The 25,049-nt window shown below is 40.3% G+C and carries 24 protein-coding genes; 16 read left to right on the top strand and 8 right to left on the bottom strand.

Features of this window, described 5'->3' with window-relative positions:
• The first annotated feature begins 1 nt into the window (after position 1).
• The gene (locus AAV96_RS14585; RefSeq protein ID WP_046739829.1) at positions 2–697 is read left to right on the top strand and encodes a glutathione S-transferase family protein; all 696 of its coding nucleotides are present in this window, start codon (positions 2–4) and stop codon (positions 695–697) included.
• Between the two features lie 47 nt (positions 698–744).
• Here the strand turns inward: AAV96_RS14585 and AAV96_RS14580 are convergent, their stop codons facing one another.
• Positions 745–1,932, bottom strand: coding sequence for a GGDEF domain-containing protein (locus AAV96_RS14580; protein WP_046739889.1), 1,188 nt, complete (start codon positions 1,930–1,932; stop codon positions 745–747).
• Positions 1,933–2,218: 286 nt separating this feature from the next.
• The gene (locus AAV96_RS14575) at positions 2,219–3,130 is read right to left on the bottom strand and encodes an alpha/beta hydrolase (protein WP_005219239.1); all 912 of its coding nucleotides are present in this window, start codon (positions 3,128–3,130) and stop codon (positions 2,219–2,221) included.
• A gap of 187 nt (positions 3,131–3,317) precedes the next feature.
• Between AAV96_RS14575 and AAV96_RS14570 the strand changes: the two genes are divergently transcribed.
• Positions 3,318–3,755, top strand: coding sequence for a DUF2147 domain-containing protein (locus AAV96_RS14570; protein ID WP_004659856.1), 438 nt, complete (start codon positions 3,318–3,320; stop codon positions 3,753–3,755).
• Between the two features lie 71 nt (positions 3,756–3,826).
• On the opposite strand, the gene AAV96_RS14565 is transcribed toward AAV96_RS14570, so the two are convergent.
• Together AAV96_RS14565 and AAV96_RS14560 are read right to left on the bottom strand one after the other, a co-directional pair.
• On the bottom strand, positions 3,827–4,177 hold the full coding sequence (locus AAV96_RS14565; protein ID WP_046739828.1) for an arsenate reductase: 351 nt from the start codon (positions 4,175–4,177) through the stop codon (positions 3,827–3,829).
• A 439-nt stretch (positions 4,178–4,616) separates the two neighbouring features.
• Positions 4,617–5,441, bottom strand: a complete 825-nt coding sequence (locus AAV96_RS14560; protein ID WP_046739827.1) for an exodeoxyribonuclease III — start codon at positions 5,439–5,441, stop codon at positions 4,617–4,619.
• A gap of 41 nt (positions 5,442–5,482) precedes the next feature.
• Between AAV96_RS14560 and pyrE the strand changes: the two genes are divergently transcribed.
• Together pyrE and AAV96_RS14550 are read left to right on the top strand one after the other, a co-directional pair.
• Positions 5,483–6,133 carry an orotate phosphoribosyltransferase gene (pyrE, locus tag AAV96_RS14555; protein ID WP_046739826.1) on the top strand — a complete coding sequence of 217 codons (651 nt, stop codon included), beginning with the start codon at positions 5,483–5,485 and terminating at the stop codon, positions 6,131–6,133.
• A gap of 227 nt (positions 6,134–6,360) precedes the next feature.
• Positions 6,361–7,284: a LysR family transcriptional regulator gene (locus tag AAV96_RS14550; RefSeq protein WP_046739825.1), complete on the top strand. Its 924-nt coding sequence runs from the start codon at positions 6,361–6,363 to the stop codon at positions 7,282–7,284.
• On the opposite strand, the gene AAV96_RS14545 is transcribed toward AAV96_RS14550, so the two are convergent.
• From AAV96_RS14545 to AAV96_RS14535, 3 genes are all read right to left on the bottom strand, one after another.
• The gene (locus AAV96_RS14545) at positions 7,234–7,842 is read right to left on the bottom strand and encodes a LysE family translocator (RefSeq protein ID WP_046739824.1); all 609 of its coding nucleotides are present in this window, start codon (positions 7,840–7,842) and stop codon (positions 7,234–7,236) included. The two genes, AAV96_RS14550 and AAV96_RS14545, sit on opposite strands and share 51 nt — an antisense overlap.
• 128 nt (positions 7,843–7,970) lie before the next feature.
• Positions 7,971–8,159 carry a DUF3565 domain-containing protein gene (locus tag AAV96_RS14540; RefSeq protein ID WP_046739823.1) on the bottom strand — a complete coding sequence of 63 codons (189 nt, stop codon included), beginning with the start codon at positions 8,157–8,159 and terminating at the stop codon, positions 7,971–7,973.
• Entirely contained in the window at positions 8,160–8,612 is a 453-nt protein-coding gene (locus tag AAV96_RS14535) for a MarR family winged helix-turn-helix transcriptional regulator (RefSeq protein WP_046739822.1), read from the bottom strand.
• Positions 8,613–8,791: 179 nt separating this feature from the next.
• Here AAV96_RS14535 and AAV96_RS14530 point away from each other — a divergent pair, with 179 nt between their 5' ends.
• The 9 genes from AAV96_RS14530 (at position 8,792) to lpxC (ending at position 18,756) form a co-directional block, all read left to right on the top strand.
• Positions 8,792–9,274 carry a glutathione peroxidase gene (locus AAV96_RS14530; protein ID WP_046739821.1) on the top strand — a complete coding sequence of 161 codons (483 nt, stop codon included), beginning with the start codon at positions 8,792–8,794 and terminating at the stop codon, positions 9,272–9,274.
• A gap of 223 nt (positions 9,275–9,497) precedes the next feature.
• Positions 9,498–10,442: a glutathione synthase gene (gshB, locus tag AAV96_RS14525; protein ID WP_004659872.1), complete on the top strand. Its 945-nt coding sequence runs from the start codon at positions 9,498–9,500 to the stop codon at positions 10,440–10,442.
• A gap of 226 nt (positions 10,443–10,668) precedes the next feature.
• A complete protein-coding gene (gene murG / locus AAV96_RS14520; RefSeq protein WP_081407495.1) occupies positions 10,669–11,766 on the top strand; it encodes an undecaprenyldiphospho-muramoylpentapeptide beta-N-acetylglucosaminyltransferase in 1,098 nt (365 codons plus the stop codon).
• 13 nt (positions 11,767–11,779) lie between these two features.
• Entirely contained in the window at positions 11,780–13,225 is a 1,446-nt protein-coding gene (gene murC / locus AAV96_RS14515; RefSeq protein ID WP_046739820.1) for a UDP-N-acetylmuramate--L-alanine ligase, read from the top strand.
• Between the two features lie 46 nt (positions 13,226–13,271).
• Positions 13,272–14,198: a D-alanine--D-alanine ligase gene (locus tag AAV96_RS14510; RefSeq protein WP_046739819.1), complete on the top strand. Its 927-nt coding sequence runs from the start codon at positions 13,272–13,274 to the stop codon at positions 14,196–14,198.
• Between the two features lie 6 nt (positions 14,199–14,204).
• Positions 14,205–15,062, top strand: coding sequence for a cell division protein FtsQ/DivIB (locus AAV96_RS14505; RefSeq protein ID WP_004659878.1), 858 nt, complete (start codon positions 14,205–14,207; stop codon positions 15,060–15,062).
• A gap of 65 nt (positions 15,063–15,127) precedes the next feature.
• Complete coding sequence (gene ftsA, locus AAV96_RS14500; RefSeq protein WP_004659879.1) at positions 15,128–16,390, top strand: cell division protein FtsA; 1,263 nt, start codon at positions 15,128–15,130, stop codon at positions 16,388–16,390.
• 167 nt (positions 16,391–16,557) lie between these two features.
• Positions 16,558–17,742 carry a cell division protein FtsZ gene (gene ftsZ, locus AAV96_RS14495; RefSeq protein WP_005219266.1) on the top strand — a complete coding sequence of 395 codons (1,185 nt, stop codon included), beginning with the start codon at positions 16,558–16,560 and terminating at the stop codon, positions 17,740–17,742.
• Positions 17,743–17,853: 111 nt separating this feature from the next.
• Positions 17,854–18,756, top strand: coding sequence for a UDP-3-O-acyl-N-acetylglucosamine deacetylase (lpxC, locus tag AAV96_RS14490; RefSeq protein ID WP_046739818.1), 903 nt, complete (start codon positions 17,854–17,856; stop codon positions 18,754–18,756).
• Positions 18,757–18,854: 98 nt separating this feature from the next.
• On the opposite strand, the gene AAV96_RS14485 is transcribed toward lpxC, so the two are convergent.
• Positions 18,855–19,295, bottom strand: coding sequence for a hypothetical protein (locus tag AAV96_RS14485; RefSeq protein WP_004659883.1), 441 nt, complete (start codon positions 19,293–19,295; stop codon positions 18,855–18,857).
• Positions 19,296–19,401: 106 nt separating this feature from the next.
• Between AAV96_RS14485 and AAV96_RS14480 the strand changes: the two genes are divergently transcribed.
• The 3 genes from AAV96_RS14480 (at position 19,402) to AAV96_RS14470 (ending at position 25,005) form a co-directional block, all read left to right on the top strand.
• A complete protein-coding gene (locus AAV96_RS14480; RefSeq protein ID WP_046739817.1) occupies positions 19,402–20,106 on the top strand; it encodes a M23 family metallopeptidase in 705 nt (234 codons plus the stop codon).
• 205 nt (positions 20,107–20,311) lie between these two features.
• Positions 20,312–23,035: a pyruvate dehydrogenase (acetyl-transferring), homodimeric type gene (gene aceE / locus AAV96_RS14475; protein WP_046739816.1), complete on the top strand. Its 2,724-nt coding sequence runs from the start codon at positions 20,312–20,314 to the stop codon at positions 23,033–23,035.
• Between the two features lie 2 nt (positions 23,036–23,037).
• Positions 23,038–25,005, top strand: a complete 1,968-nt coding sequence (locus tag AAV96_RS14470) for a 2-oxo acid dehydrogenase subunit E2 (protein WP_046739815.1) — start codon at positions 23,038–23,040, stop codon at positions 25,003–25,005.
• Positions 25,006–25,049: the final 44 nt, after the last annotated feature.

Here is a 25,049-nt window from a genome sequence, read left to right as displayed (position 1 = left end):
CATGTATCAACTGTTTATTGGCAATAAAAATTATTCAACTTGGTCGATGCGACCGTGGATTTTATTAAAACAACTTGGCATTCCATTTCAGGAGCATTTAATTCAATTTGATAGTTTTGAAGCTGATAGCCAATTTAAAACTGAGATTTTAAAATTGAATTCAACGGGCAAAGTCCCAACACTCATGCATGATGATTTGATTATTTGGGATAGTCTGGCGATTTGTGAATATATTGCTGAACAAAATCCTGAGAAGAATGTGCTACCTCAAGATAGAAAGCAACGAGCCAGAGCACGATGCATTAGTGCAGAAATGCACAGTAGTTTTCAAAGCTTACGTAATTTTTGTCCAATGAATGTTGAGGCCGATTTGTCCCATATTGGAAAACAGCTTTGGGCTGACCATGAGCAGCTAAGGAATGACGTGGCCCGAATTGATCAAATTTGGTCAGAGAGACCAAGTGAAGAGCAGTTTTTATGTGGTGAGTTTAGTCTAGCCGATGCATTTTATGTGCCTGTGGCTATGCGTTTTGAATGTTATAAATTACCCATCTCTGCTTCTAGCCAAAGTTATATGCACAAGATATTGTCTTTAGCATCAGTTCAAGAGTGGATCGCAGAAGCCAAACAAGAACAGATGTTTGTACCCTTTGATGAGCCTTATCGTAATCATCGTGAAGAATATTTAAAAGACTAAACAACAGATCAAAAATAAAGGCATCTTTGGATGCCTTTATTTTGGGATTAATTTAAGAAAAGTTCAGTAAAAATTTTGACTTGATTTCGACCAGATGCTTTTACTGCATACAATGCTTGATCTGCCTGACTAATAATTAAGTGAGGTTCATCGGCACTGAGTGTGCTACTGATGCCAAAACTGGCACTGATAGAAAACTCTTGATGATCTTCTGAGGTAAATTTTAACTCACCAATCGCTAAGCGACAGCGCTCTGCCACATTTTGTGCTTGTGCAGGCGTGGTATTGGGCAATAATAAAATAAATTCCTCACCCCCAAAGCGCCCAATCATATCTCGGTCACGTAAATTATTCGCCAAACATTTTGCAACATTGACCAACACTTGATCCCCCACGCTATGCCCAAAATGATCGTTAATATTTTTAAAATGATCTAAATCGAGTAATACAATCGAGTACAGTTGATTTGGTTGCTGATGTAAGCGCTCTAAGTGATTGCTAATACTGCGACGATTCATCACATTCGTGAGCGGATCTAAACGACTGAGTACTTGAATAGCCGTTTCTCGAATTCGCCATTGTTTGAGCAGACTTTCAAATAGCAGCAAACAAGCAATTAAAATTGGCAATAAGAAGAAAAACATACTGCCAACCCAAAAAGGATGCATTTGAGCTTGGTTCAGGACTTCTAGCTTAAATATCGGTGCATATTGTAGGACACCATACATACTTAAAAAGTTGCAAAACAGCAGTGCGATTGTTGCTGGCACTAGCGCGCAATAAATCATTTTACGATCAAACAGAACGAGACCTACTCCCACGACACTGACATAGGCAACCATGGTTGCAGGACTAAAACTTCCAATCAGATAGCCTGTATGACAGAGTAAAACAGTAAAGACCTGTACGCTTAAAATCGGAATGATGTCTTGTACCCAAGATTTATCTTTATAAATAAAGCAGGGCACAATCAAACTTAAAAAGACAAAAAGCATGATTACATTGGTCCAAAGTTTAGATCGAACCAACGGTAAATTTACCCATTGCCATGTAAATGGATTGAGCAGGACAAAACTGTCCCAAATAATTCCAAATAGACTCATAAGTGAGGCTAAGATTAGCAACAAAATACATTTCTTTAACATGTTCCAATTAATTAATGGTTCATGTTCCCAGAACTGCGAGAAATTCCATTTTTCTCTGTCAACTAACCTCTTAAAATGAATCTTCATCATTGGCATGCTTCCTTATATGCAATGAGATTCCTAAGAAACGTTATTAGTGTAAATTCGTCATCAAAAACATTATTAAACGATTATTAAAATAACAATAGCACCTTTAGAATGAGAAGGAAGTCTAGCTATGTGCTTTTTAATGTAAATTAGGAGAGGAAAAATTCTTTGAAAAAGGAAGCTTAATCTAAATATTCGATCAGTTTGTTCTTATAATGACAAAAAGGAATTAAGAATGACAATGGTCAGACATAGCTGACCATTTTATGCACAATCATCAAATTATGTTTTAATCACGATCAATTGCATGAGCAAAATCTGCAATGTCTGCTAAAGCTTGTTTGGCTTCTGGAAACCAAGCATTAAACATTTGGAAGTTATGCCACATGCCTGTGTAAAGTTTAAAGTGAACTTTGACTCCAGCTTTTTCCGCTTTTTCTCTAAAGCGTTTTGAATCATCCAGTAAAATTTCTTTTGAGCCGACTTGCACCAGTGTCGGCGGTAAGCCTTTAAGATCATCAAATAGAGGTGAAACACGCGGATCATCCGCTTGAATACCATCTTTTAAGTAATGATTAATTCCTGCTTGTAAGGCTTCAATAGAGAGCAGGGCATCATGTTTTTGATTAAAGCGTAATGATTCACTGGTGAGGGTCAGGTCTAAATAGGGTGACATTAAAATTAAACCGCTTGGCATGAGGTCAGGTTGTGCTTTTAATCGTAAGCACAATGCCAACGCAAGATTGGCACCACAAGAATCACCCGAAATAATAATATCTTTGGGTTGGATACCTTGTACCAATAGTGCTTGATAAACGTCAAAAATTGCATCAATTGCTTCAGGGAAAGCATGTTCAGGGGCTAAAGGATAATCCACATGAACCACTTGCATTTGCGTGCGTGCAGCAATATCAGTCATGAGGGCGCGATGAGTATTTAAACTCCCCAAGAAAAAAGCGCCGCCATGAATATGAAAAATAAGTTGTGTGGCAGAAGCTTGTGCTTTGATTTCTTCACCACGCACGCCTGCTAAGCGCAATGGTCGAATTTGTACTGTTGGATTTTGGGGGAATAGACGACAAAGTTGGTCTAATAAAGGTCGCAAAGCATTCGGGGCTAAATTAAACTGACTCGGCGTACGAATGGTCGCTTTTAGTAATGATTCAGTAAAATAATATTTCCAAACAGTACCAAATTTCATAATTTTTCCATATTGTTAGGTCAGTATATAACTAAGAGAGTTTTGACTCGTGTGCCTTGCGCTGTAATTACAGCAATGTTTTGTTGTTGCTCAGGCTATACCCAATAGTCATAATCAAGAATTGCAATATTGATAGAAATTCTCAATACTCTTAGTCTTGAAAAGACCCCTTAAGGATATTACAAAAATGAAGAAAATTGCTTTAGCATTTGGATTGCTCGGTTTAACAACTTTTGCCAATGCTGCAGATGCATTAAATGGCTCAGTATGGCAAACCATTGATGATGAAACAAAACAGCCAAAAGCGATCGTGAAATTTACGGAGCTGAAGGATGGCACGCTTACAGCATCTATTCAAAAATATTTAGTTCCAGGTCAAGAGAATGCATGTTCAAAATGCGAAGGAACATTTCATAACAAGACATTAAAAGGGGTAACGATTGTTCATAGCCTTAAAAATGTTGGTGGCGTAAATTATGATGGTGGTTCGATTATCGATCCTAAGAATGGCAAAACTTATAAATTGAAAGCTGAAATCATCGAAGGTGGTAAAAAGCTTAAATTACGCGGTTATATCGGTGTAGCGGCGCTTGGTCGTAACCAAACTTGGATTCGTGCAAACTAATCACATTTTAAGCGTAAAAAACCGAGTCTCATGACTCGGTTTTTTTATTTCTATTAATCGGAATAAGTCATTTATGCTGATAAAGCTTGATAAGTCGCTTCATCAAAGCCAATGACAAAGCCTTCAGGCGTTTGTAAAACGGGGCGTTTAATCAAACTCGGCTGAGTAATTAAAGTTTTAATCAAATTTTCCTGATTACTGGTTGCATGTGCTTGCTCTGCTTCGGTTAATTTACGCCATGTGGTGCCTTTTTTATTTAGGATTTTATCTGCACCGATTTCGTTCAACCAAATATTTAAAGTTGTTGCATCAATGCCTTGTTTTTTATAATCATGAAATTCGTAAGAAATTCCTTTTGCTTGTAGTGCATCAAAAGCTTTTTTCATCGAATTACAATTTTTAATTCCATAAATTTTAAACATACTGAAAACCATAACAACACAATGAAAGATATGACTCGAAGCCTAACGCAAATAGAGGGACATGTGCCAGTTGAAATTTTTTATCAGGTTGATCGAGATACAATATTAAGCCTAGATGAAATGATCAAATTGATCTTATTTTTTGGATAAAAATGCTAAAGACAAAGCAGAGAAAAAATATCTAATATCTAGAAAAGAGAAAACCCGCATCTAATCATCCTGATCATGCGGGTCTCATTTCAACGTCCAATGTCACATCCTTGAATAAACTTAATCTAAGTTTATTTTTCCTTCCTACGGCGTCCTATCCCTTTTTGGTCATCCTGACCGCTTCCCTGTGCCGTGGTGCTATAATGCCGTTACAGCTGGTAAATAAAAATACACAAAAAACGACATGATATGTAAGCTAAAGAGGCGGTCAAAGTGAACAAGTGTTCACTTATTCGTGTATTTTATAATCAATAATCACAGGTGCATGGTCACTAAACCATTGTTCTTTATACACCCAAGCATTTGCAGTCCGTGCTTTCCAATCTGGAGAACATGCTTGATAGTCGATACGCCAACCGACATTTTTCGCACGTGCTTGCCCACGATTTGACCACCATGAATACAATTCGGCTTCTTTTCGTACCTCACGGAAGGTATCTACATAGCCAAGCTCATCATAAATATGGTCAAGCCATGCACGTTCATGCGGTAAACAGCCAGATGATTTCTGATTGCCTGACCAGTTTTTAATATCAATACGTTTATGCACGATATTGTAGTCACCACATACGATGATTGATTTATTTTCATCTCGCCATTGTTTGAGTATTTGGGCGTATTCTTGAAGAAATAAATCTTTACGTGCTTGTGCTTCTTCACCACTTGAACCTGATGGCAAGTATAACGACGCAATATGAACAGGGTGTGACAGACCTAAATCGAATTCCGCCGTGATAAAACGTCCTTGCGAATCTGCCAATTCAAAACCTAAGCCATTTTGCACAGAGACAAAAGGTAAGCGGCTATAAATCGCTGTGCCTGCATAGCCTGCACGTTCAGCAGGGAATAGATGTGTGTACCAACCTTCAGGTTTAAATTTATGCGTCCATTGTTCATGGGTGATGCGGCTTTCTTGCATACACACCACATCAGCATCGGACTGTTCTAACCACTCAAGCAGACCTTTGGTCGCAGATGAACGTAGACCATTTACGTTAATTGAAACCACTCGAAGAATTTTTACATCACTTGGATAGCTATCCTTTGGTATCATACGTCTGTTTAACCTCAATTAAAGAATTTGGAGCACTTTATATGACAACGCCTGTGTCATTTCATCCGCAAGCTTTTATCGAACTCGCATTATCACGTGGTGTGCTTAAATTTGGTGAGTTTACCTTAAAATCAGGCCGTGTCAGTCCTTATTTCTTTAACGCAGGTTTGCTCAATGATGGTGAAGCATTGTCTTTGTTAGCACAAGGCTATGCAGATAAATTGGTTCAGTGCGAAAACGTTGGTGTGATTTTTGGCCCTGCGTACAAAGGGATTCCTTTTGTTGCCGCGACTGCGGTAGCGTTGTCTCAAGTACATAGCAAGAGTGTTCCTTGGGGTTTTAATCGTAAAGAAGCCAAAGATCATGGTGAAGGTGGTGTGTTGGTTGGTGCATCGGTTGCAGGTCAAAAAGTATGGATCATTGATGATGTGATCACTGCGGGGACGGCGATTCGTGAAGTTGTGACCATCTTAAAAAATGCGGGTGCGACGATTGCAGGGGTTTTGGTTGCGCTAGATCGTCAGGAACGTGGTCAAGGCGAGCTTTCTGCGATTCAGGAAGTACAAAAAGAACTCGAGATCCCAGTACATGCTTTAATCACGATGAAAGATTTGATGGATTATTTAGATGCAAAAGGTGAGAAAGAAGCTTTAGCAAATATGCAGGCTTATCGTGAAAAATATGGCATCTAAATTTTAAGCGTAAGAGAAAAGGAAGCGAAAGCTTCCTTTTTTTGTTGAGTTAATAGATTATTGTAAATAATGTTTAAAAATAAGCGTGAAAACTGAAAAAGCCGTTATAGTGCGCTGAATCCTAGGGTGGCTTAATTTAAGATATTGATACTTATGGAAAGATTTCAAGCATTTTTTATAAAATTTATTATGTCGATTTTAGATATTCTTTAATATTATGGTATGAAATGATTGAAGACATTAGATACTTAATAGTTTTTGCTAAGATTGCTGAAATAGGTTCCATTAGTAAAGGGGCTAAAGCGCTTGGCTTATCTAGTGCAACAGCTAGTCAACACCTTACAAAATTAGAAAAAAATTTGGGGTGTGCATTGTTCTATCGAAATACTAGAAAAATAACTCTAACTCATGATGGAGAAAAACTTTTAGAAACAGCTAAATCTATATTAGAAACTTATGAGCAAGGTATCAACGACTTAAGAAAAAGTTCAATAATTAGAAGTAAAAAGTTAAATATATCAATTCCTGCTATTTTTATTCACGGGAGTTTTATGAAACATATAACAAATTTCATAAAAGATTTTCCTGATTTAATAATAAATATTACTTGTGATGATGAAAAAAATGACCTTGTTTTTGAAAATATAGACGTGGCTTTTAGAATAGGAGAGCCTTTGGATAGCTCGCTAAAATCTAAGTATTTATTTGATATACCTAGAAGTATTGTTGCGACAAAAAACTATCTTAAAATTCATGAAGAGCCACAAACTCCATATGATTTGGAAACAATGAGCTGGATTGGTTTAAGTATGCGCCCACATTCAAGAATATTGAGAAACAAAAATAATGCCGAGGAAGTAAAAATTACTTATAATCCAAATATTTGTGTAAATAACGTGGAAGCATCTTATCAGCTAGCAAAACTTGATGTTGGCTTGGCTGCTCCTCCTAATTATTTAATTAAAAATGACATTATTAGTGGAGATATTGTAAAAGTTTTACCTCAATGGGAATTACAACCTTTAAATGTATATGCTATTTGGCAAGCTAATTTACCTATCAATAGTATTGCCTATTTGTTAATTAATAAAATTTATAGTTCATTTGAAAGTAAAAATACTAAATATCATATATATAGAAATGAATATTAAAGAAAATCCCATCAACCTATTGAATAGTAAGATACGCTTACTATTACTCAATATCATAGTTAACTTTTCCCCTAAAGCTCCCCATAAGGCTAAAGATAAATAACAAATTAGAAAGTAAATACAGATAAAAACTATGAATGGAGCGTTAGTGTTTGGAGCTGAAAATAAAGCAGCTCCTGAAGCACATGCTATCCATGCTTTAGGATTTAACCATTGTAATAGGAATCCATCTAAGAAATTAGGTATCGAATTATTATGATGGATTTCAATTTTTGGTTTTGATGATAGTATTTTATAGCCTATATAGATAATAAAAACGGATCCTAAAAACTCTAATGACTTAAAGATGATAGGGTAAGTATTTATAATTTTAGAAAAGCCGAATCCTACACATATTAAAAGCAATATAAATCCAATAGTAGCTCCCGATATGAAAGGAAATGCTTTAATAAAACCATGATTTAGGCTAGTTGATAGTATTGTTATATTTACTGGACCGGGGGAAATAGACATGCTCAAAGAAAACATGAACATGCTTAAAATTACTGCTAATGACATCTTGAATATAATCTATAAATATTTTTAGGTAGCTAAAGATTACAATCATAAGACATATAGAATTAGCCTATTTTTATCAAAAACAGTTTTAGAAATTTTTCACATTTAACATAAATCTCTAATGCGAATTACTTATCTTCGCACTTCTTACATTCCAACATCACACCTAATTTTTCTATGCGCCCTTGCTCCGTCAAAACCCAAGGGCGATTTTGCCACGGTGGGTCATGACGTACATGCTGCGTGTGACCACAGGCGAGATCAGCAACCCAATGATTTTCTTCATCCAGATGAAAACCGACAATCGCTTGCTGCATTTAATTTTCCAGACTCTCGAGTTTAGAATCCTCTAAACCCTTTAAAAAACGATGGCATAGATTATGAATTGCCACCAAATCATTTGGATCAACACCCAAAGAGCAGGCGAGTTTAAACGGAATTAAGGTAATTTCATCTTTTGCAGCAAGTGCTTTTTCAAGCAAGATCACTTTTTTCATACGCTCATCTTCTTTCACCGCAACGCGCTTTAAAAACTGTTTTTCTTCAAGTTTTTTAATAATTGGTGTCAGCGTGCCTGAATCGAAAAAGGTCTTTTGACCAATTTCAGACAACGTCACATTGTCTTTTTCGTATAAAGCCAATAGCACAATAAATTGCGGATAGGTCAGGTCGTATTCCTGAAGCAAAGGACGATATTGACGAATCATCGCATTAGTCGCGGAATACATCGCAAAACACACTTGATTATCCAAGTAAGAAAATTCAGTCATGCTTTACTCCTCAAGGTCACCTTTGCTAGCTCACAGTATAGATTGGTTAATAGGGAAAGTATATTGCGTATAATTAACTTGCATGCAAGATAATTGTGTGCAATATTAATCCGCATAGCTGAACAAATAGACAAAGCTATTAGGCAAATAAGATTGATTGAATCAGAGCGAGATGTTGTATGACTACAATTTATGATTTTCAAGCTGAACTTTTAGAAGGCGAGCAAAAGAACCTTGCAGACTATCAAGGCAAAGTTTTATTGGTGGTGAACACGGCAAGTCAATGTGGCTTAACCCCACAATTCGAAGGACTTGAGAAGCTATATCAGGACTATCAACAACAAGGTTTGGTGATTTTAGGCTTTCCGTGTAACCAGTTTGCTAACCAAGACCCATCAAGCAATGAAGAAATCGGCAGCTTCTGTCAGCGCAACTATGGTGTGTCGTTTCCAATGTTTGCCAAAGTCGATGTGAATGGCTCAAATGCACATCCGATTTATAAATATCTCACTTCAGAAGCTAAAGGCATTTTAGGTAGTGAAAGCATCAAATGGAATTTCACCAAGTTTTTGATTAACCAAAATGGTGAAGTCATCAAACGCTATTCACCAACGACTAAACCTGAAAAAATTAGCAAAGATATTCAAAAACTCTTGGCATAAGTTGAATATAAAATTGAATGCTTTAGAAATTACTGGCGATGAAATCATCTACCAGTAATTTTTTAATTTTTATCACTCAGAAAATCGTCTATTTAAATAAATCGAATCTAGTGATTTGAATAAATTAGAATTTTCTAGATTTAATAATTACATAACTTGTTTAAACAACATCAACAAACTTCGCTATACTTTTTGCCAAGATTAAAAATATGAGCGTCAAATTATGCGTGTACTTGTAGTGATGGACCCAATCGAAACGGTGAATCTCAAGAAAGATTCGACGATGGCAATGTTATGGGCGGCAAGCCGTCGCGGTCATGAATTGGGTTATGCATTACAACACGATTTATATATTGATCAAGGTAAAGCCTTTGGTTTGATTTCACCGCTTAAAGTCTTTGAAGATTACGATCATTATTATGAGTTGGGTGAGAAGCGCAAAGAGTCTTTGGCTGACTACGATGTGGTGTTGATGCGCAAAGACCCACCGTTTGACATGAATTTTGTCTATACCACTTATATTTTGGAACAAGCTGAACGTGAAGGCGCGTGGATTATTAATAAACCACAGTCCCTCCGCGACTGTAATGAAAAGTTGTTCGCAACTCAATTCCCAGAGTTACAAGTGCCGACTTTGGTGACGTCTCAACAAAGCCTAATTCGTGAATTCATTAAAGAACATGGTGATGTGATTGTGAAACCTTTGGATGGTATGGGTGGGATGGGGATTTTCCGTTTATACCAAGATGGGGTAAATATTGGTTCAACTCTGGAAATGCTCACCGAAATGGGAACATGTCCGATCATGGCACAACGTTATATTCCTGAAATTGTTGAAGGTGATAAACGAATCTTGATGGTCAATGGTGAACCGATTCCATACTGTTTAGCGCGTATTCCGCAAAATGGTGAAGTCCGAGGTAATTTGGCGGCAGGTGGTTTAGGTCAAGCGCGCCCACTCACTGAAAATGACAAAATGATTGCGGCAAAAGTAGGGCCTTTCCTGCGTGAAAAAGGTTTGGTTTTTGTGGGGCTTGATGTGATTGGTAATTATGTCACTGAAATAAATGTCACGAGTCCAACCTGTATTCGTGAGATTGATGCTCAGTTTGGTACCTCGATTGCAGATAATTTATTTGATGTGCTAGAAGCAGGGCGAAACAGCTAAGATTACGCCATTTTTTGACCAAACTGCCCGTTTGTATTTGGATTAAATTTATGTGCAAATGGGCGTTTGGATATTGGCAGAACCTTGTTTTCAACAAAGAATTAAAAAAAGCTCAGCTTTCTGTTGTAAACAGGTGAAATTCGCTTTTCGTGAATGAAGCTTTAGGATTAGAATAACTTCCGAAAACAATAGACGATAACCTTCTTTTGAGTTGAAGAATTAGACCGTGACCAATTCACCACAGAACAAACCTAAACATGTCATGATGATGGCCGCTGGTACAGGTGGACATGTTTTCCCTGCGCTTGCTGTTGCCAAACAACTGCAACAGGATGGCTGCCAAGTCTCTTGGCTAGCAACGCCTACGGGAATGGAAAATCGGTTACTCAAAGATCAAAATATTCCGATTTATCAGATTGATATTCAAGGCGTACGCGGTAATGGTATTTTACGTAAGCTCAGTGCGCCATTTAAAATTCTAAAAGCAACATTAAGCGCGATGCGCTATATGAAGCAATTAAATATTGATGCTGTTGCTGGTTTCGGTGGTTATGTCGCTGGACCAGGTGGTTTAGCAGCACGTTTACTTGGTATTCCTGTGTTAATCCATGAACAGAATGCGATTGCAGGATTTACCAACACCCAATTGGCGCGTATTGCCAAGACCGTGTGTCAGGCTTTTCCAAATACATTTGCAAACAGTGATAAAGTCATAACGACGGGTAATCCTGTACGTGCTGAGATTACTGCGATTTTGAACCCATCATGGCGTTATCAAACCCGTGAGCAAGAACAATTACCACTGAATATTTTGATTGTTGGTGGTTCACTGGGTGCACAAGCACTAAATGAACGTTTGCCTGAAGCTTTGAAAAAGGTCAATGTTCCATTGAATGTGTTTCATCAATGTGGCCAAAATCAGCAAGATACAACGCGTGAGCGTTATCAAGGCGCGCCTTCGAGTTTGAATATTCAAGTTGAGCCTTTTATTCATGATATGGCAAAAGCCTACAGTGAGGCTGATTTAATTATTTGCCGTGCTGGCGCATTAACGGTTACAGAAGTCGCAACTGCTGGTCTTGCTGCAGTGTTTGTTCCGCTGCCTATCGCAGTGGATGATCACCAGACTGCAAATGCGAAATTTTTAGCAAATGTCGGCGCTGCGAAAATTTGTCAACAAGCAGACATGACACCCGCAGTTTTAGATGAGTTGTTAGCCACATTATTAAATCGCCAACTACTGTCTGAAATGGCAATTAAAGCACGTCAACAAGCACAACCGAATGCAACTCAGCATGTGGTTGATCTGATTAAAAAATTGTAATTCGAGTTTATTTATGTCTCCAACAAATCCAAACCAAGCCAAAAAGCTCATCAAAGTGCCAGAAATGCGCCGTATTAAACATATCCACTTTGTTGGGATTGGTGGTGCGGGGATGTGTGGTATCGCCGAGGTATTGGCCAATCAAGGTTATAAAATTTCTGGTTCAGACATTAAAGCCTCAAAGACCACAGCGCAACTCGAAAGCAATGGTATTAAAGTTTATATTGGGCATTCGGCTGAAAATATTAAAAATGCCAATGTGCTAGTGGTATCAACTGCGATTGATCCTGAAAATCCAGAAATTAAAGCCGCGATTGAACAACGCACACCGATTGTACGTCGTGCTGAAATGCTGGGTGAGTTGATGCGTTATCGTCACGGTATTGCAGTTGCAGGTACACATGGTAAAACCACAACTACCAGTTTATTAACGACAATGTTGGCAGAAGAAAATCTAGATCCAACTTACGTGATTGGTGGTTTGCTGAATAGCACAGGTGTCAATGCTGCACTGGGTGAAAGCCGTTTTATCGTTGCAGAAGCTGATGAGTCAGATGCATCTTTCTTGTATTTGCAACCGATGGCTGCGATCGTGACCAATATTGATGCAGATCATATGGACACCTATGAAGGTAGCTTTGATAAGTTAAAAGATACCTTTATTCAGTTCTTACATAATTTACCATTCTATGGTTTGGCTGTAGTTTGTGGTGATGATGCCAATATTCGTGAAATTCTTCCTCGTATTGGTCGTCCAACTTTGACTTACGGTTTTGGTGAAGATAACGATATTCGCGCAGTCGATGTGGTACAAGAAGGTATGCAATCGCACTTTACTGTACTGCGTAAAGATCGTGAGCCATTACGCGTCACCATCAATCAACCAGGTCTGCATAATGTCTTGAATGCATTGGCTGCTATTGGTGTGGCAACTGATGAAGGTGTTTCTGATGGTGCGATTTGCCGTGCTTTAGAAGGCTTTAGTGGTGTGGGTCGTCGCTTCCAAGTTCAAGGTGAGTTTGAAGTGGGCGAAGGTTTGGTGAAATTGGTCGATGACTATGGTCACCATCCGAAAGAGGTAGAAGCCACAATTAAAGCAGCGCGTGCCAGCCATCCAGACCGTCGTTTGGTGATGTTGTTCCAACCACACCGTTTTAGTCGTACCCGCGATTGTTTTGATGATTTTGTCGATGTGTTATCGCAAGTGGATCAACTGTTATTACTGGAAGTCTATCCAGCGGGTGAAAAACCGATTGTGGGTGCGGATAGCCGTGCTTTAGCACGCAGTATTCGTTTACGTGGTGAAGTTGAACCGATTCTAGTTGATCCAGTTGATGGCAATTTGCCGAATGTTTTACAAAAAGTGTTACAAGCGAATGACTTGTTATTAACACAAGGCGCGGGTAACGTGGGCGCAATTTCGGTAGAATTGGCTCAGCATCGTTTGTATGCCAAATAATTTATTTTCGTGAATATAAAAGTTTTACAGTTTTAAGGATATAAACGTGTCAAATGCTGCAAAATTCGGCAAAGTTGCTGTGTTGTTTGGTGGGAAGTCAGCTGAACGTGCTGTGTCATTGGATAGTGGTCAAGCCGTTTTAGAGGCTTTGTTGCGCTCAGGTGTGCAAGCAGAAGCATTTGATCCACAAGAGCGAAGCGTGACTGAGTTAGTCGGTTATGATCGTGCTTTTATCGTATTGCATGGTCGTGGTGGTGAAGATGGTCAGATCCAAGGTGTATTGGAGTGGTTAAACCTTCCATACACAGGTACGGGTGTACAGGGTTCTGCGATTGGGATGGACAAAGTCAAAACCAAACAAATTTGGCAGGGCAGTGATTTACCAACCGCACCATACCGCATCATTACGAAAGATTCAGATCTGGATGCAGTCATTGCAGATTTGGGTTTGCCTGTGATTATCAAACCTGTGCACGAAGGTTCGAGTGTCGGGATGAGCAAGGTTGAGAAAGCAGAAGATTTTGCGGCTGCAATTGAAAAAGCGACACAGCATGATGCTGTGGTGATGGCTGAAAAATGGATTACGGGGCGTGAATTCACCATTTCATTCTTGAATGGTCAGCCGTTGCCTGTGATTCGTTTACAGCCACCTGCAGACGTTGCTTTCTATGACTATGAGGCAAAGTATCAACGCAATGACGTGGAATATGGCATTCCTTGTGGTTTAAGTGAAGATGAAGAGAAAAGCTTACAAGCATTGTGTCTACGTGCTTTCCAAGCAGTTGGTGCAGAAGGTTGGGGTCGTATTGATGCGATGCAGGATGAGCAAGGCAATTTCTGGTTGTTAGAAGTCAATACCGTACCGGGAATGACCAGTCATTCTTTAGTGCCTAAAGCAGCTCAAGCCGTAGGTTATAGTTTCGATCAGCTCTGTGTTGCAATTTTAGAGCAAACTTTAACCCAATCGGCTTAATGATATATGGCTCAACTCCCTGCTTCTATGCGCCGTAAAACACGGCCAGCCATTAGCTCGATTCATGAGAAACCGCCTTCACAGAAACAAAAAATGGTGAATGCGGGTGGCTGGGCGTTGTTGATCATTGCTTTTATTGTATTGGCAATTGGTCTATATGGCTTATATAAAGTGATGACTGATGCAAAAGTCGCACAATTACAGGTGGTTGGGACTAATTCGGATATTGAAAATCAGCAGTTAGTGCAATATCTAAGTCCAATTATCAAAGATAACTATTTCACTTCTGATTTAGAGCAAATTCGAGATCAGGCGTTAAAAGTGTCTTGGGTTGACCGTGTCGTGGTATCACGAGCTTGGCCGAATGGGATTCGTGTAAGAGTTATGCCGCGTCACGCAATTGCGCGTTGGGGAACAGGGCGTTTGCTCAGTGATAATGGTGATGTCTTTAGTGAAGCTGTATTAAAAGTACATCCAAACTTGCCACTTTTACATGGGCCGGTCAGCCAATCCAAAATGATGATGCGTCGTTATAATGAAATTAATCAACTGTTTCATCCAGCGAATTTAAGATTAAAAGAATTGTATTTAACAGAGCGAATGACGTGGTTTATGCAGTTTGATTCAGGTCTACGGATTATTGTTGATCAAGATCAAACCATGAATAAGCTTCAACGCTTAAGCCATTTGGCACAAACGGATCTCAAACCTGTATGGTCGAAAATCTCAGCAATTGATTTGCGTTATCGGAATGGCCTCGCTATTCAATGGAAAAACGCAATCCCGCCAAAGATTGTCAACGGTCAGTTAGTTGTAACGATTGATGACACAAGCCTTGCAGGGGCAATTCAGGCAAAGCCATAATACGTGGCTTGAAAATAACAGGCAGTTTGCCCGTACTAAACAACAAAAGATATGGTAATGAAGTAATGAGTGAAGCTGTTTCCTCAGTTGTTGCGATTGATATTGGGACGCATAAAGTCTCAGTTTTGATTGGTAAGGTCCATGCACCGGATAAGATCCAAGTGATTGGCATGGCAACTGCTCGCAACCGAGGCATGGTTAAAGGCAAAATTGTGAGCTTGGATAAGGTGATTGCTGCGATTAAAAATGCAGTCTCTGAAGCCGAAGATATGGCTGAGTGTCGTATCCATAGCGCATGGGTGTCAATTCCAAGTACTGAATTGCAAAGTTTTTATGCATCAGGCCGTACCCCAGTGGCTAATCATGATCATATTATTACGACAAATGAAGTGGTTAGAGCATTAGAGTTAGCCAAAGCGAGCCATGTATCGCCAGATTATTATCTTGCGAGTGCTGTTCCATTAGGCTTCGAGTTGGGCGATTCGGCTGAATGGGTGCAGAACCCAGTCAATATGTCGGCTCATAGCATGACAGGGCATTATCAATTGATGATGATGCCGATTAGTACCATGCAAAACCTTGATCGTGCCATGAAAGGTGCGAATATCGGGGTAGAGAAAATGGTGGTATCTAGTTTAGCCACGGCTGAAGCTAGTTTGCTCAAAGATGAAAAAGAATATGGCGTATGCTTAGTTGATATTGGTGCAGGGATTACCAATATCGCAGTGTATTTAGATGGTCGTTTAGCATTAGTACGTACCTTGCAACGTGGTGGTGAAAATGTGACCCGCGATATTGCAGCGGTTTTACAAACGACCACTGAAGAAGCTGAACGTATTAAAATTTTACATGGTTGTGTTGATCTCAGTGTAGTGAAACCTGACCATATGATCCAAGTGCAAGCGATTGATGGACAACAGACCATTAGTCGTATTGAGCTTGCAGAAATTATTATTGCGCGCTATGAAGAAATCTTTACATTAATTCGTGAAGAGTTGGAGCATAGTGGGGCAATACATGGTTTATATCATGGCGTTGTACTCACAGGTGATGCTTGTCAAATTGAAGGTATGGTGAATTTGGCACGTCGTATGCTTGGAGTATCTGCACATTTAGGTAATCCACCTTTACAGGTCTATGCTGAAGACCAACATCTTGCTGCATTACGTCGTTCGATGTATGCGACAGCGTCAGGATTATTGATGTTTAGCCAAAGTGATTTGCAGGATGCAGTAGAAGAACCAGAAGAATCGAATGATCGAAGTTTTATGGATCGAGTGACCAATGGTTGGAATGCATTAAATAGCAAATTAAAAGCTATATTTTAAGTTGTACGTATTTTGGGGAAAATTTGTTAGGAAGTTGTAATAGTGAGCCGTTGTACTTGACAAGCTAGCTATTATTGAACAGCATCCTAAACATCGGTTGTTTTAAAAATCAGGGCAGTAACGGGCTGAAGTAACTGCCACTTAATATATTAGGAAATCTAAAGGTCATGGCCTCATTTGAATTTATAGAAGATGAACTAGACGATGGCAACGGTCAAGCCCGTTTCACAGTATTTGGTGTCGGTGGTGGTGGTGGTAATGCTGTCCAACATATGGTGCAGTCAGATATCCAAGGTGTAAAATTTGTTTGTGCCAATACTGACAAACAGGCACTTGATAGCATGAATGCCCCTTTTAAAATCCAATTGGGTGAGCAAAGTACACGTGGATTAGGTGCAGGTGCAAACCCTGAAGTTGGACAAATCGCAGCTGAAGAAAGCCGCGAAGTGATTCGACAACACCTTGAAGGTACGGATATGGTATTCGTAACCGCGGGTATGGGTGGTGGTACTGGAACAGGTGCTGCGCCAGTTGTGGCTGAAGTTGCTAAAGAAATGGGCATCTTGACCGTAGGTGTTGTAACGACCCCGTTTAATTTCGAAGGTCGTCGTCGCCAAAAGTCTGCTGAAAAAGGGATAGATGCATTAGAGGCCCATGTTGACTCACTAATTATCATTCCAAACCAACGCTTACTCAGCGTTTATGGTGATATTTCAATGAAAGATGCCTATAAAAAGGCAGATGACGTATTATTAAATGCCGTTCGTAGTATCTTTGACTTGGTTGTAAATCGTGGTCATATTAACCTCGACTTTGCAGACTTGAAAACAGCCATGAGTACTCGTGGTTATGCAATGATGGGTGCTGGTTTAGGACGTGGCGAAGACCGTGCACGCCAAGCTGCTGAACAAGCGATTCGTAGTCCATTATTAGATAATGTGAATATTATCAATGCGAAAGGTGTACTGATCAATATCACAGGTGGTGATGATATCACCTTGCGTGAAACTGAAATTATTACCGACGTGGTCAACCAAATCGTTGATTTGGATGAAGGTGAAATCTTCTATGGTACGGTATTTGATCCTGATGCACGTGATGAACTACGTGTCACTGTGATTGCGACTGGTTTGACCCGTAATGCATCTGAAGTTGAACATAAGAAACGTACAGTGACTGCACATCATGCACCTGTTCAGGCAGCTGCTCAGCAGCCAGTTGATGAAGATGATGTTCCAGCGATCAGTAAACGTGCAAATGTAGAGGCGCCTGTCACAGCAGCGCCAAGTTCTACACCACGTTCATCGCCAATGAGTATTCAAGACTATCTGAAAAATCAGCAGCGTAAATAATAAAATCATATGTTTAGAGAGAGGGGGCAAGTAATTGCTCCCTTTTTTATTTTTTTAAAATGGCAAAATATGCTAAGTTATATCGGTTTTTGCAAATGAAGTTGTCATGGTATGGTGAAACAACGTACTCTCAAGCGTGTGGTGAAAGCGAGCGGTATTGGTCTGCATAGTGGTCAAAAGGTGCTGATTAATTTTGTTCCTCACCATATTGATGGAGGTATTATCTTTCGCCGTATTGACCTCAATCCTCCCGTAGAAATTCCTGCGAATGCTTTACTCATTCAAGAAGCATTTATGTGTTCCAATCTTGTGCGAGAAGATATAAAAGTCGGTACGATTGAGCATGTGATGAGTGCTATAGCGGGATTAGGCATTGATAATTTAATCATCGAGGTCTCTGCTTCCGAAGTACCTATTATGGATGGCAGTGCAGGTCCATTTATCTATTTACTCATGCAAGGTGAGTTAGCAGAGCAAGATGCACCAAAGAAATTTATTAGAATTCTGAAACCTGTTGAAGCACTCATTGAAGATAAGCGTGCTATTTTCACCCCGCATTCAGGTTTTCAACTCAATTTTACGATTGATTTTGATCATCCCGCATTTGCTAAAGAGTACCAATCCGTATCGATTGATTTTTCAACGGAAACTTTTGTATACGAAGTCAGTGAAGCGCGAACTTTTGGCTTTATGAAAGATCTTGATTATTTAAAGGCGAATAATCTGGCTTTAGGGGCGAGCTTAGAGAACGCGATTGGTGTTGATGATACAGGTGTAGTCAATGAAGAGGGGTTGCGCTTTGCTGATGAGTTCGTGCGTCATAAGATTTTAGATGCTGTTGGTGATTTATATTTATTAGGTCATCAGGTAATTGCCAAGTTTGATGGCTATAAATCAGGTCATGCACTCAATAATCAGCTGTTACGCAATGTTCAAAATGATCCGAGCAGTTATGAAATTGTAACATTTAATAACGATAATGATTGTCCAATTTCTTATGTGAGTGTGACATAAGTCATTGTCTTTTATTGGCTATGTTATATTATAACAATAAAAGTTGAGATTTAGTTCACATAAAATAAGTGTATATTTCAATACCTAAGATAAGTAGTTTACTTTTTATTGCTTGCCAAACGTAGTAAAGCTTGGCTAAGCTTAGGGTCGCTCACATATTCAGCGGCGCTGCGTAACTGCTCTTGGGTTTCTGAAGAAAGTGTTTTAGATGGGGGAGAAGGTTCACGAGGAACATTCATTTTGTTTCTTAGACGAACTTGGATTTTTCGTAAGTCTTTGAGTCCTTCTAATTGAGCTAACTGCGCAACATAGTTGCTTTGTAAATAGCTGAGTTGACTAATCATCGCTTGATTTTCACCAGTTATGATCAGAACTCCATGTTGATAACAAACAACCTGCCATTGCTCTGGTTGGGGCAGTATAGGTTGAATAATTTTCGTAAGTTGTTTCCATTGAGTCACTTGCGTAGTCAGAAACGTTAAGTTTCCAGTTTTTATGTGTTGTCCTTTCTGTTGAAAAACGTTGCTAGGTTCAGACATGTTAACTTCCTTCGAGGTTATCGGCTCATCTTAAGCGTTCATTTTAACTGTTATCAAGGAAGAGATGATAAAGGAACTATTTAAGGACGGTTTCAAGAGGTTTTTTATGCATACGCGTCGTATTTTACTTGCATTCTCACTCGCTGCTTCAGCCGCTTCGGTTGCTTTTGCAGATTATCAAAATATTGGTCAAGCAACAGATGGTGACCGCCTAGAGCAATTATCTAAAACCTTAGCACAAGGTTCTTATAGCCATCCTGATGATATTGATTTGCCTGCCGTATCGAATGTATCAGTTAAATTGCGCGAAAAAACCATTGAATTGAATAATGCTACGATCGAAAGAAAATATGGTCGTTCAGCGATTTCACCGACTGCCGAAGATAATGCACCATCTTTTTCAGCAAATACAGGTTATTCGTGGTTAGTTAATCACCCACTTCAAGAAGGGCGGGTAAGTTCAACATGGGGTAACCGTACCTTATTAGGAACGACACGTCATCATTCGGGTGTTGATTTAGCGGCACCATCAGGTACACCTATTTATTCAACAGGTTCTGGTGTTGTAACCAAATCAGGTTGGGGATCAGGTTATGGTCAATATGTTGAAATCGATCATGGCAACGGTTATATCACTCGTTACGCACATGCTTCACGCTTAATGGTGAATGCGGGTGATCGCGTTAGTGCAGGCGAACATATTGCCAATGTAGGCTGTACTGGACGTTGTACAGGACCACATTTGCATTTTGAAGTTGTCAAAGATGGTCAACGTAAAAATCCAACAACTTACCTTGCCATGTTGCCTTAATGTAATTTGTTAACAGTTGTATATTAAATTTAAAAAGAAAGCGCCTTAATTGGCGTTTTTTTATGTTTTTTGTTTCATTTGAGTCAATGATTATTTAGCAAGAAAATATTAAGGGATTTTGTATTCATTTGGGGCGATACCTCCATAGCACCAAAACATGATAAATATATAAGGTCAAAATAACTTAAGGGAAAAGGTGAATTGTATGGCGTTTTATGGCGACTCAGACGCGCAGGAAACCCAGGAATGGCAAGAAGCATTTGATTCAGTATTACAACATATGGGCACGGAACGCGCCGCATTCTTATTAGAAAAACTTTATCAACAGGCCATTGCAAAACATGTTCCGATCCAACGCTTAAATACACCTTATCTCAATACGATTTCTGTTGAAGAACAACCAGCGATGCCAGGCGACCAAGATATGGAGCGTCGTATTCGTGCTTTGATTCGTTGGAATGCCTTGGCGATGGTATTACGTGCGAATAAAACGGGCGATGATCTTGGTGGTCACCTTGCGAGTTTCGCATCGTCTGCAACCTTATATGATGTTGGTTTTAACCATTTCTTCCGCGCAAATAGTAATAACTTTGGCGGCGACATGATTTATTACCAAGGACACTGTGCGCCGGGTATTTACGCACGTTCATTTTTGGAAGGGCGTTTAACTGAAGATCAATTGAATAATTTCCGCCGTGAAGTGGGTGGTAATGGTCTTCCGAGTTATCCACATCCGTATTTAATGCCGGACTATTGGCAGTTCCCAACTGTATCCATGGGTTTGGGTCCAATTATGTCGATTTACCAAGCACACATTCAAAAGTACTTGATGAATCGTGGTTTGATTAAAGAAGAAAATCGTAAAGTCTGGGCATATCTGGGCGATGGTGAGATGGATGAGCCAGAAAGTACGGGTGCAATTTCACTTGCTGGTCGTGAAAAGCTGGATAACCTGATTTGGGTGGTGAACTGTAACTTACAGCGTCTCGATGGTCCTGTACGTGGTAACGGTAAAATTATTCAAGAATTAGAATCTTTATTCCGTGGTGCGGGATGGCGTGTGATTAAAGTAGTGTGGGGCCGTCATTGGGATCCACTACTTGCTCAAGATGCTTCAGGCGCTTTAAAAGCGGTTATGGAAGAAACAGTGGATGGTGAGTATCAACGCTATCAAGTGAAAGGCGGTGCATATACCCGTGAGAAATTCTTTGGCAAGTACCCAGAAGCTGCGGAACTTGTCAAAGATTTAAGCGATGAAGACATCGATAATCTTAATCGTGGTGGACATGATCCGTACAAAGTTTTTGCTGCCTATGCAGAAGCAATGAAAGCCAAAGGCCAACCAACCGTTATTCTTGCGAAAACGGTTAAAGGTTACGGTCTGTCTGAGGAAATTGAAGCGGTGAACAAAACTCACCAAATCAAGAAAATGCAGATCGACTCTTTGAAATATGTACGTGACCGTTTTAACTTGCCATTTACAGATGACAAGTTAGAAGAGCTTCCATTCTATCGTCCAAGTGAAAACTCTCCAGAAATGAAGTACATGAAGGCGCGTCGTGAAGCATTAGGTGGCTACCTACCTGCACGTCGTCGTGAGAGTGAAAGTTTAGCGATTCCTGAATTATCTGTATTTGATGCTGTATTAAATGGTTCTGGTGGTAAAGAGCAATCGACTACGATGCTGATGGTGCGTTTGATTGCTGCTTTGCTGAAAGAAAAAGCAATTAAAGACCGTGTCGTTCCAATTGTTCCAGACGAAGCACGTACTTTTGGTTTAGAAGGGATGTTCCGCCAGCTTGGTATTTATGCTGCTCACGGTCAAAAATATACCCCAGAAGACCAAGAACAGTTAATGCATTATCGTGAAGCAAGTGACGGTCACATGTTGCAAGAAGGGATTAATGAAGCGGGTGCGATGAGCGCTTGGGCTGCTTTGGCAACCAGTTATTCAACCAATAACTTGCCGATGATTCCAATGTACATGTACTACTCAATGTTTGGTTTCCAACGCATTGGTGACATTGCATGGGCTGCTGGTGATGCACAGGCACAAGGTTTCTTACTTGGTGCGACCGCTGGCCGTACCACATTGAACGGTGAAGGTTTACAGCACCAAGATGGTCATTCACATATTTTGGCGAACACCATTCCAAACTGTGTATCTTATGATCCATGTTTTGGTTATGAATTGGCTGTGATCGTACACGACGGTTTACAACGCATGTATGTGAATCAAGAGCGAGTGTTCTATTACTTAACCGTAATGAACGAAAACTACGAGCATCCTGCAATGCCAGAAGGCGCTGAGGAAGGCATTAAACGTGGGATGTACTTGTTCGAAAAAGATGAAAAAGCAACAGTTCAATTACTGGGTTCAGGTGTCATTCTTCGTGAAGTGATTAAAGCTGCGAAAATCCTGCGTGATGAATACCAAATTCATTCAAACGTTTGGAGTGTAACCAGCTTCAATGAGTTATCACGTGATGGTATGGCATGTGAAGAGTACAACCGCTTACATCCGCTTGCGCTTGCTGAAGAAGTGAAAGAATCTTGGGTATCTAAACAGTTACGTGGTACGGAAGGTATTGTTGTTTCTGCGACAGACCATATGCGTGCTTACAGTGAACAAATCCGTGCATATTTACCAGATGGTCGTCCATTTGTTGCATTAGGTACAGATGGTTATGGCCGTTCAGATACACGTGCGAACTTACGTAGTTTCTTTGGTGTTGATGCTGCGCATATCGTTGTTGCGACTTTGAAAAAACTAGCGGACGAAGGCGAAGTAGATGCACGTTTAGTGAAAGATGCAATTTCTAATTTTGAATTAGATACTGACCGTCCAGTGGCATGGGCGCCACAAGCGCATCCAGAAGTTCAGGCAGTTGCTGAATACAATGAAACACAAACAGGTGAGGGGAAATAATTATGCAAATCCAAGCACCTGATATTGGCGTAGATAAAGCACTTGTTGCAGAAATCTTGGTCAAAGTCGGCGACCATGTTGTAGTTGACGATAGCCTTCTAGTTTTAGAGTCAGATAAGGCAACGGTAGAAGTACCAAGCACTGCGGCAGGTATTGTGAAAAGTATTTTGGTTCAACAGGGCGATGAAGTGACTGAAGGCGTCGCATTGATTGAGTTAGAGTCTGAGTCTGCTGCTGAAGCACCTGCGAACGAAGCACCGAAGTCAGAAGCGCCAAAAGCAGAAGCAAAACCTGTCGAAGCTGAAACAAAAGCACAACCAGTTGCTGCTCCAGCAGCGACAGCAAGCCAGATTGTGGATGTAAAAGTTCCCGATATCGGTGTGGAAAAAGCGCTGGTTGCCGAAGTGTTGGTCAAGGTCGGTGATCAGATTGAACCTGAACAAAGTATTGTTGTGGTTGAGTCGGACAAAGCGACTGTAGAAGTCCCAAGCTCAGTTGCGGGAATTGTGGAAGCCATTCAAATCAAAGAAGGCGATAGCATTAAAGAAGGTGTGGTCTTGATTCAGGTCAAGACTGTGAGTTCGGCTGCTGCACCAGAATCGCAAGCAGCACCTGCTCAAACAGAAGCGCCAGTCGCAACAACAGAAGCACCAACTGCAACGAATACCTCAACAGGTAATGTTGAAATTGAAGTGCCTGATCTGGGTGTAGAAAAAGCACTTGTTTCAGAAATTCTGGTCAATGTTGGTGATCGCGTCGAAGCCCAACAAAGCTTATGCGTGGTTGAGTCGGACAAGGCTTCGGTTGAAGTGCCAAGCTCGGTTGCAGGGATTGTGAAAGCAATCCATGTCTCTGCCAATCAAGAAGTTCGTCAAGGCATGGCATTAGCAACGATTGAAGTGAGTGGCTCGACCGCTGCACCAACAGCAGCGCCAAAAGCTCAATCAGCCGCTACGCCTGCTACTCAAGCAGCACCAGCAAAACCACAGACGGTAGCGACGGTAGCACCGAGTGCGCCAGTGCAAACTGAGAAACTGACCAAAGCGCAAGAAGCTGATAATGCCAAAGTCTATGCGGGTCCAGCCGTGCGTAAATTAGCACGCGAGTTAGGTGTGGTTCTTGGACAGGTCAAAGCCTCTGGTGAACATGGTCGTGTGATGAAAGACGATGTTTTTGCTTATGTGAAAACACGTCTGACCGCACCACAACCTTCCGCTGCACCACAAGCTGCAGCCGTGGCTTCAGGCTTACCAAAGTTGCCAGACTTTAATGCATTTGGTGGTGGTGAAGTGAAAGCGATGACGCGTTTACAGCAAGTGTCTGTACCGCAATTGTCATTGAACAATTTCATTCCTCAAGTGACACAGTTTGACTTGGCTGATATTACTGAACTCGAAGCGTGGCGTGGCGAACTGAAAGATGGCTTTAAAAAGCAAGGTTTGAGCTTAACCATATTGGCCTTTATTGCTAAGGCGGTTGCGTACTTGCTGAAAGAAGAACCCTACTTTGCTGGGCATTTGGCTGATGATCAGAAGTCAGTGTTACTGCGTAACGAAATTCATATGGGTATTGCGGTTGCAACCCCAGATGGTTTAACAGTGCCTGTATTGCGCAATCCTGATCAAAAATCAATTAAGCAAATTGCAGCAGAATTGGCTGAACTCAGCCAAAAAGCCCGTGATCGTAAATTGTCACCGAAAGATCTACAAGGTGCCAACTTTACCATCACCAGCCTAGGTAGCATTGGTGGAACAGCCTTTACACCATTGGTGAACTGGCCTCAGGTCGCAATCTTAGGTATATCTCCTGCAACCATGCAACCTGTGTGGAATGGTAAAGACTTTGATCCGCGCTTAATGTTGCCGTTGTCATTGTCTTATGACCACCGTGTGATTAATGGCGCTGATGCTGCACGTTTTACCAATAAGTTGACCAAGCTTTTAAAAGACATTCGTAGCTTATTGCTCTAGTACTTTTTAACGATGGAAACCTCGCATATGCGAGGTTTTCTATT

It is taken from the genome of Acinetobacter sp. AG1 (genome assembly GCF_001005525.1).
Classification (GTDB): domain Bacteria; phylum Pseudomonadota; class Gammaproteobacteria; order Pseudomonadales; family Moraxellaceae; genus Acinetobacter; species Acinetobacter modestus.
Note: the sequence above shows the minus strand (reverse complement) of the source record. Positions and strands in the feature narration are given on the sequence as shown.